This is a genomic window from Microcoleus sp. Z1_A1 (genome assembly GCF_036700305.1).
Classification (GTDB): Bacteria; Cyanobacteriota; Cyanobacteriia; order Cyanobacteriales; family Microcoleaceae; genus Microcoleus.
This window is the reverse complement of record NZ_JAUBOR010000060.1, coordinates 20321-28141: the sequence shown is the minus strand read 5'-3', so window position 1 is coordinate 28141 and position 7821 is coordinate 20321. Positions and strand designations below refer to the sequence as shown.

6 protein-coding genes are annotated in these 7821 nt (G+C 44.8%); 4 read left to right on the top strand and 2 right to left on the bottom strand.

All coding sequences use genetic code 11. The annotated features are described in order from the left end of the window. Window positions 1–267: 267 nt before the first annotated feature. Window positions 268–1101: a prohibitin family protein gene (locus QT973_RS24530; protein ID WP_333057615.1), complete on the bottom strand. Its 834-nt coding sequence runs from the start codon at window positions 1099–1101 to the stop codon at window positions 268–270. Between the two features lie 223 nt (window positions 1102–1324). Next, the gene (locus QT973_RS24525; RefSeq protein ID WP_333392406.1) at window positions 1325–2167 is read right to left on the bottom strand and encodes an IS5 family transposase; all 843 of its coding nucleotides are present in this window, start codon (window positions 2165–2167) and stop codon (window positions 1325–1327) included. 621 nt (window positions 2168–2788) lie between these two features. On the opposite strand from QT973_RS24525, the gene nfi reads away from it, so the two are divergent. The 4 genes from nfi to QT973_RS24505 all read left to right on the top strand — a co-directional run bounded on the left by nfi (window position 2789) and on the right by QT973_RS24505 (window position 7520). Further along, entirely contained in the window at window positions 2789–3436 is a 648-nt protein-coding gene (gene nfi / locus QT973_RS24520; protein ID WP_333057614.1) for a deoxyribonuclease V, read from the top strand. Between the two features lie 459 nt (window positions 3437–3895). Continuing rightward, entirely contained in the window at window positions 3896–4126 is a 231-nt protein-coding gene (locus QT973_RS24515) for a KGG domain-containing protein (protein ID WP_006631632.1), read from the top strand. Window positions 4127–4750: 624 nt separating this feature from the next. Continuing rightward, entirely contained in the window at window positions 4751–5281 is a 531-nt protein-coding gene (locus QT973_RS24510) for an FHA domain-containing protein (RefSeq protein ID WP_333057612.1), read from the top strand. A 235-nt stretch (window positions 5282–5516) separates the two neighbouring features. After that, window positions 5517–7520, top strand: coding sequence for an FHA domain-containing protein (locus QT973_RS24505; protein WP_333392404.1), 2004 nt, complete (start codon window positions 5517–5519; stop codon window positions 7518–7520). Window positions 7521–7821: the final 301 nt, after the last annotated feature.

The following is a 7821-nucleotide window of genomic DNA, read 5'->3' as shown; positions in this document are numbered from 1 at the left end:
GGATGGGCGTCCCGCCCGTCCGTTTTGGACGGGCGGGACGCCCATCCCACAATAACAATTAAAATTGTAAGTTATTTAATTCGCGATCCTAAGCGGGATTTCACGTTAGTTGTTAGTTGTATTTTATACGCTTGCTGTTCGGCATTTAAAAAAGCACATCTTCACATCCGCAGTGAAAAACCCTCTATTCTTCCCCCCCTCAGACTCTCTCCCCCTCCCCCCTTCTCCCCTTCTCCCCGCGCCCCGGCAATCACGATCGGCAGCAGCTTATTTAGCAGGAGTTGCGGCTTGAGAAGTCGGTGGCGCAATATTAATTAATGGCAAAGTTCCGCCTCCTCCCATTACTGTCGGAAACTGGCCGTTCCATTTTTCAATAGCTTGCTGCTGCAAAATTTCGGCTGTTAATGTTTGCCGCTGCAAGCGTTGAGCTTCGGCTTTACCTTTAGCGCGGTTAATTTCAGCTTGAGCATCTTGGGTGGCTTTTTGAACTGTAAATTCTGCTTGTTTAGCTTCTTGTTCTGCTATTTGTTTGGATTCGATGGCTTTGCTAAATTCTGGAGAAAAGCCAAAATTTATTAAAGAAACATCTCTGACGATGACGCCGTAAGGTTCCAAACGCTTTTTGAGGCTGTTGTCGATTTCTGTTTTGAGTTCTGTGCGCTTAGTAATAATTTCTTCTGCGGTTTTTTTAGAAGTTGCTGCTTTGAGAACTTCCGAAATTGCCGGACTCAGAATGCTGGTAACAATTTGTTCTTCGTCTCCTATTTGTTGAAAAACTTGATTAACTTTGGCGGGGTCAACATTCCAGTTGACTGCCAAATCTGTAGTAATGCTTTGCAAATCTTTGGATGCTGCATCTGCTTTCAAATCGGTTTTTTGTACCCGCACGCTGAGAGTTTTTACAGAGGTGAAGATCGGTAAAATCGGGTGGATGCCTTCATCTAAAATCGCGTCTTGAACTTTCCCGAAGCGCATCATAACGCCCCGTTCCCCTGGGCCGACGAGGGCAAAAGGTCTTAAAATTAAGGCGGCGATGATGAAGACGATGCCACCGACGATGTAGAGAGCTAGGTTGTACTGAACACTTTGCATGGTTTTCATATGTTAATTCAGCTAAGTTGTTTTACTGGATGTTAGTTGTCTATTCGCTCTTATCTAAGATTATAACTTCCGGTTAATGGTGCAACAACTCATAAATTTCTTTATTTTTTTCATAAAAGTCATAGGATTTTGAGCGTCGGAAAGCTTTTTAAATCAAAAAGATATGAGATTGCCGTTACAATAGACCTCTTGCAAAAAAAATCTATGCTATAATAGAAAGTTTTCAATTTAATCCCCCTAGAGCTAACTCATAATTATAAATTGCTGATAACAAATTACAACGCAGACCATAACGGCGGCGACGATTCCGATAACGACTCGACAAGATTTTAAAAATTTTCAGACTCCGGTTAACGTGTTCAATAACAATTCTTTCTTGTGCTAGAGCTCGATTGTAGTCTTTTTCTAAGAGAGAAAGTTTCCCATTTTTAGGTTTCTTTCTAGGAATATAACTATTGGAATGATAATCTTTTATGCCTTGATACCCACTATCTTGTAAGCTATCTGTTTCGGGATGAAAATGGATTTTACTTTTTTTAAACAAGCTAAAATCGTGGCAATGTCCTTGCCCAAAAGCAGTGCAAATAATTGCTCCTGTCTCTTGATTAATGACCAATTGAGTTTTGAGGGTATGACATTTCTTCTTGCCTGAATAATATTTCTTCTGTTTTTTTTGGGGTCGTTCAATAGCTGTTTCTGTGACATCGATCGCCACGACTGCTGGATAATCAGAGTTTTTGAGTAATGCTTTTTTCCCAGGAAGACGGAATTTTCCAGTTTTCATTAAAGTTGATTCGATGTCAATTACAATTCGGCAAATAGTTGATTCAGATACTCCCCAATTTGTCGCAATATGAAAATATGTTCGATATTCTCGCCAATATTCCAATGCAACTAAGACCTGTTCTTCAAGAGTTAGGATAGTCCCACGCCCTCTTCTGTCTTTATGATTTTCTGACCTGAATTCTTCCAAGGCTTTAACCATTACTTTTAAAGTTTCAATTTTGACACCAAATCTACGTTTAAATTGATGAGATGTCAAATTTAGATAAGATTGATTTTTCATGATTTACTGATTGTGCAACAACCAATATAAGTTTCTAGTATCTTATCCTGTTTCTAGCAAGGCAAGAGTAAAAATAAGTTAAGAGTTGGGATTCAATCCAGTAAAGCAAAACTTTCCATTATATCATAAAATTATTTTGCAAGAGGTCTATTGAGGCTCTGGTATGAACAATGGCATTTGTACCTAGCTGAAATTGTTGATGAATAAATGTTTCAATCGTCTTGACAAAGAGGATTTTTTTAGATATAGCAGAAGTAAATAGATAGCTCGATCGCTCTTTGAGAAGCGATAAAAGGGCGATCGGAAAGACAAAGCTTTCTAGAAAGCTAAAAAATCAGAATTCAACTGCTAATTTGTGGGTAAATTTTAATGGTAAATGGCAGGTGCGTGCTACAAAAACCTTTGCGGGTTGCTGCAAGCCAGGAAAGATAGAATTTCCATCTGCGACGTACAGACTCTATTTGTAGAATTGGCATCGGCCCGACTTGCTAAACCCTCCTGAGTAGAAAAAAGACTGCTTGGGCAAGTTGGGAATTTATAGCTACAAACGATAAAAATCCGAGTTTAAAAATGCCCGAAAATAAGTTAAGCTTAGATGAGAACGGTTGAAGAAAAATCAAAATGTTGCAGCGACACCCTTGGCCGCAGACAATTGAAGAGGCGATCGCCATTCAAGAACAGCTTCGGTCAGAGGTAATTACCCAAAATCAACTGGACACAGTTCGGTACGTCGCCGGTGTAGATGTCGGCTACGACAGTGCAAACGATGTATCGCGGGCCGCTGTAACAGTTCTGAGCTTTCCCGACTTGCAATTGCAGCAGCAAGCTGTGGTTCGCAGTCCTACAACTTTTCCTTACCTTCCGGGTTTCCTGTCTTTTCGAGAAGTGCCGGCAGTCCTTGATGCGTTGGAAAATATCAGTTTGAGGCCAGACTTGATATTGTGCGACGGTCAAGGACTAGCCCATCCCCGCCGATTCGGTCTGGCGTGCCATTTGGGGGTTTTGACAGGGATTCCCACGATCGGAGTTGCCAAAAATCGATTTATGGGAGAACATTCCGAAGTCGGACTCGACCGGGGCAGTTGGCAACCCTTGCTGCTAGAGGGATCAACGGTAGGCGCAGCGCTAAGAACGCAAACAGGGGTAAAGCCGATGTATGTTTCGATAGGTCATAAGGTAAACTTGATAAGTGCGATCGAGTACGTCCTGCGCTGCGCCCCAAAATATCGCTTGCCAGAAACCACTCGATCGGCAGACCAACTAACATAGGGATCGGTGGCAAGCGCGGAATGGCTCAAAAAAAAAAGTAAAAAGACCAAAAAAGCATCCGTCTTGGGACTTTTAGTTTTTGAGGAGGCGCGGTTAAGTCGAAAAATCCTCTGAGTCTACTGCCAATCAGCTTTCGGTTCCATCCTTCCAGCGAACTAAAGAATGACTATACCTGAGAAAGAGGTATAAAAGTTGGGGGGTTTATAGAATGATTGAAAGACAGTAACCAGCTTAAAAAATTGGCGGCTCTAACTATAGTGCCCGGGCGTGAACTATTTTTAGTTCACATTTGTAAGTTATGAAATATTCATTCTGCGAGTTAAACCAAAAGCTTAGATTCGTCTGATGAGGTTTCATAATTTACCGTCGGATATCTCACCACTGGCTGGGAGTAACCATGACAGTGGGAGGCGAAGGCGCGATCGAGCTAAAAAATCAGAAAAAAACAAGGAGACAGTCATGGCTGAGAAAAGCAAACGCGGATTCGCTTCTATGGATGCAGAAAAACAGCGCGCAATTGCTAGCAAAGGCGGAAAAGCTGCACACGAGAAAGGAACTGCACACGAATTCACCCCTGAAGAAGCCAGACAAGCTGGCCAAAAAGGCGGCGAAGCTGTCAGCAGAAATCGCGAACACATGGCTCAAATTGGTCGCGAAGGCGGTCGCAAAAGCCGCAAAAGCGAAGCTTAAGTCTCTTAAGGCTTGCCCTGTAATGAAAGATTGCACAGTTGCAGCGTGAGACATAGCACTAGGACAGTAAACGTTTGAGGAGGGGGGCGATCGAAGTTACCAAGGTAGTTCGATCGTCCAACCTCCAAAATTCGTGACTAGCGCACCACAGCCTCGCAAATGTGAAAACCCCCCAGGAATTACTTTTTAGCAATCCCTGGCAAATCTTGAACAGCAATTTTTTTACCAAGCTGCACTGCGGTCAATAATTTTGCGGGAAAGAAAAGCTGACAAGCGCGATTCAGTCTCTCAAAAAAAGCCAATACGAGCACTAAAAGCCCCGAAGTCAGGGCTTTTTTGTATAGCTGCACATAATAATATTTTTAGAAGTGCGATCTAGTCGGCGTCATTCGATTTTAGATTTTAGATTTTAGATTTTGGATTGACTTGCGCGAGATTAATTCGGGGGACGCAAGGATTTTAGATTTTAGATTTTGGATTGACTTGCGCGAGATAAATCACGTGGCGGGTACCACATGAAGAAATTCTTGGTCAATAATTATAATTAAGTTTTTTGGTGAGGAACTCCGTCCTCAAAATAAATCAGTTAATATTTTTTTATATTTTTGAGTTAACTATAAAATCATGACAAACCAGCTCACTTTAGCATGGACAGAAGCTGGGGTGCGCCAAACTCAGACAATTGAAAACGGACAGCCGAGCAAAAATCCGGGAACCGTGAGGATCGGGCGCGATCCGGCGAAGTGCGATATAGTATTTTCGCATCCCAGCGTATCGGGGCTGCACGTTGAAATATTTTTTAATCAGGAATTGCAGGAGTATGCAGTGCGGAATTTGCGCGAAAGCAATCCGCCGCTGGTAGATGGAAAAATTCTCGCCCGAGGCGAAGCAAAATTGAAATCGGGAAGCCACATCCATTTAGGCCAAGTGCAAATTGAGGTGGTGAATGTCACGGAGGTGCAGGTAGCCGCGCCGCAGACAGTTTTGCTGTCTGGGCCTCCCGCACCTGGTAACTTTCAGCCGACGGGGCCTTCAAAATATGGTTTGCAGTGTCCCAAGTGCAGCCGAATTTCGCCTTACGCACAGTTGAATGCGGGGTGTCCGTGGTGCGGTACTTCTTTGGCGGCGGCGGCGAGTGTGATGCTGTCTCCGTGAAAGTTTGAAAAACTCAGATGTTGCACCATTCTCAATTACTTGTTTAGGAACAGGCTTTTCGGCCTGTTCCACAAGAAAATTCATCTATTGTGGAATGGGCCGGAGAGCCCGTTCTTGACAATGGTGCAAGATTTAAGAAAAACGGAAACTCAGGCTATCCGCTAAACACTCTCAACTTCAAAAATCTTTTTTTGCAGAAAGCTCAAAGCCGACGGCTGATGTTTAAAAAATAATCATGAATTCTCAACCCTTGCGCCTGCGACTGACTTGGACAGATACAGCTACGGGGGATTGTCGATCCCCCATACTCGACTTACCCATCGCTTTGGGACGAATTTTTGAAGCTATGCCCGCCACAATCAACGGGAAACGAGTTTCTCGAATTGCCCTCAGCAGCAGTCAAGTTTCTCGCTTTCATGCAGTGATTGGCACCGAAGGTAACAGTATTTTACTGACTGACACGGGTAGCCGCAACGGTACTTTTGTTAACGGCATTCGCCAAACCCGGTGCGTGCTGGCAAACGGCGATATGCTGCAAGTTGGGCCCTACGCGATCGGCATTTCTTTTGCTGTTAATTCCCCTGAAACGCCGTCGGTCAATTCTCACATTTTCTTTAACCCGCAGACCAATGGGCCAGACCCGGCATTGGGGCCGCAAATAATGTCGCAGGTTTCTCAAACAGGTAGTAGGGGAGAATTTCCGCCGATCGCATTTTTGCACGCTTCTCAAGTGTCAATGCGATCGCTCCAATCTATGGGACTCCCTGTGACAGAAGTTGATTGGGCAGCCGTTGGTGGCGGTTTAGGCAGCTTTATTTGGGTGGATTTGCTGAGAATTTGCGGCGTGAAAATCGATCGAATTGCGGTTTTGGGCATGGAAAACCAGCCTTACGCCCGCTACCTGCGTCTGTGCCTGAATTCTCAAATTCCGCTGCGGGAACGCCTACGATCGAATTCTGACTCTTGTCCAGACAACATTTGGGGCTGGCCTCCCTATGCTTTGCGGGAAGCTTGGCAGGAATTGCTCAAAGGGCGTTTGGGGATGTCGTTGAAGTTGATGTGGCAGGTGTTTGCTGAACCGACTTTTGCCGAAACTTATACGCCTCGCGCGGGGAATGTGTTTGATTCTATTGACAGGGAAGTCGATCGAATTGGGTGGAATCAGATGTTTCGCTACGGTAGAGTGCGGGGAATTCGCAAAACAGATGACGGCAGGTACGCGATCGCTTATTCTCGATCGAATGCGGATCACCGCGACCACGCTTTTTTAATCGCCAAATACGTACACTTAGCCACCGGCTATCCCGCCATTCAATTTCTGCCCGACTTGCAAGCTTACCGCGAACAAACCCAGGATTTTGAGTCGGTTGTCAACGCTTACGAAAAGCACGACGGCGTTTACGAAAAATTGGAGGCCAGCGGCGGCAGCGTGTTAATTAGAGGCCGGGGAATTGTGGCTTCGCGGGTGGTGCAGCGAATTTACGAAGCGCGACAGCGGAACGGCAACATTCAAGTATTGCATTTGATGCGATCGCCCAAACCTCAAGGTAACAAATTTAAACTCGCTGAGCGAAAAGTCGAAAATCACTACGAATTTCAACCTTTCAACTGGCCGAAAGCTTGCTGGGGCGGGGAACTCCGCGTACTTTTGGAACAAGCCGCCCCTGAATTGCGGCCGCAGTTACTCACAGACTGGGGCGGCACTACCACAGCCCAGCGCAGCGACTGGCGGCGGATTGTCAAAGAAGGTTTAAGTCAAGGATGGTATCAAATTACCTTCGGGGAAGTCGAGCGAGTCGAGCGCGACAGTCAAAACCGCACGGTGACGTACATTCAGGAGAAGGAACTCAAGGGACAAATTAAGTTAGAAGCTGATTTTATTATTGATGCTACGGGTTTGGACGCTAAGGTAAAAACCAGTCCTCTGTTAAACGATTTGGTAGCTCAATATAATCTTCCCCTCAACGGTTTGGGCCGGCTGAGTGTTAACAACGATTTTGAAGTGCCCGAATTGCGGAATTCTTCTGCTAGCAACACAGAAGGCCGGGTATACGCAGCCGGCGCGATTACTTTGGGGGGGCCTTACGCGCCGGTAGACAGCTTTTTGGGCTTGCAATACGCCGCCTTGCGATCGGTTGAAAGTCTGGCAGCCCACCGAGTTGCTGGTGTGCGGAAATTGAGCGTTTGGCGATCGTTCGTGCAGTGGTTGAAATGGGTTTTTAATAAATCTCCTGACTAAATTGAAGGAGGAAGTGCGGCAACAAGCAATGTACAGGATTTAATGGATTTAACTGAGATATTGGACTATTCCAATAGGTTTTTTACGGGCGGGCAGGATGCCCACCCCACAAGAAAACTCACTCTTTGTGGAACAGGCATCTTGCCTGTTCTTAAAAATGGTAAAAGATGTAAGATTTAACTGATTAAAACGAACTTCGCCTTCAATCTAAAATCTAAAATCTAAAATCGAACAACCTTCCCATTCAATCTAAAATCTAAAATCTAAAATCTAAAATCGAACAACCTTCCCATTCAATCTA